The organism is Bacillus cereus group sp. BfR-BA-01524, from assembly GCF_022662595.1.
Taxonomy (GTDB): domain Bacteria; phylum Bacillota; class Bacilli; order Bacillales; family Bacillaceae_G; genus Bacillus_A; species Bacillus_A thuringiensis_S.
On the sequence record NZ_JAKUDW010000519.1, the window covers coordinates 1 to 205 of the forward strand.

The window sequence follows — 205 nt, forward strand, 5'->3', positions numbered from 1 at the left end:
CACCTCTTTATCGTTTGAGCAATGGAGGGACGCAGAAGGATAGAAGAAGCGTGCGATTGGTTGTGCACGTCCAAGCAGTTAGGCTGATAAGTAGGCAAATCCGCTTATCGTAAAGGCTGAGCTGTGATGGGGAAGCTCCTTATGGAGCGAAGTCTTTGATTCCCCGCTGCCAAGAAAAGCTTCTAGCGAGATAAAAGGTGCCTGT

Annotated in this window: 1 rRNA gene; it reads left to right on the top strand. The window is 49.3% G+C overall.

Annotated elements, in window-relative coordinates:
* Positions 1–205: ribosomal RNA gene (locus MR170_RS32150) — 23S ribosomal RNA — on the top strand; the annotation flags it as partial.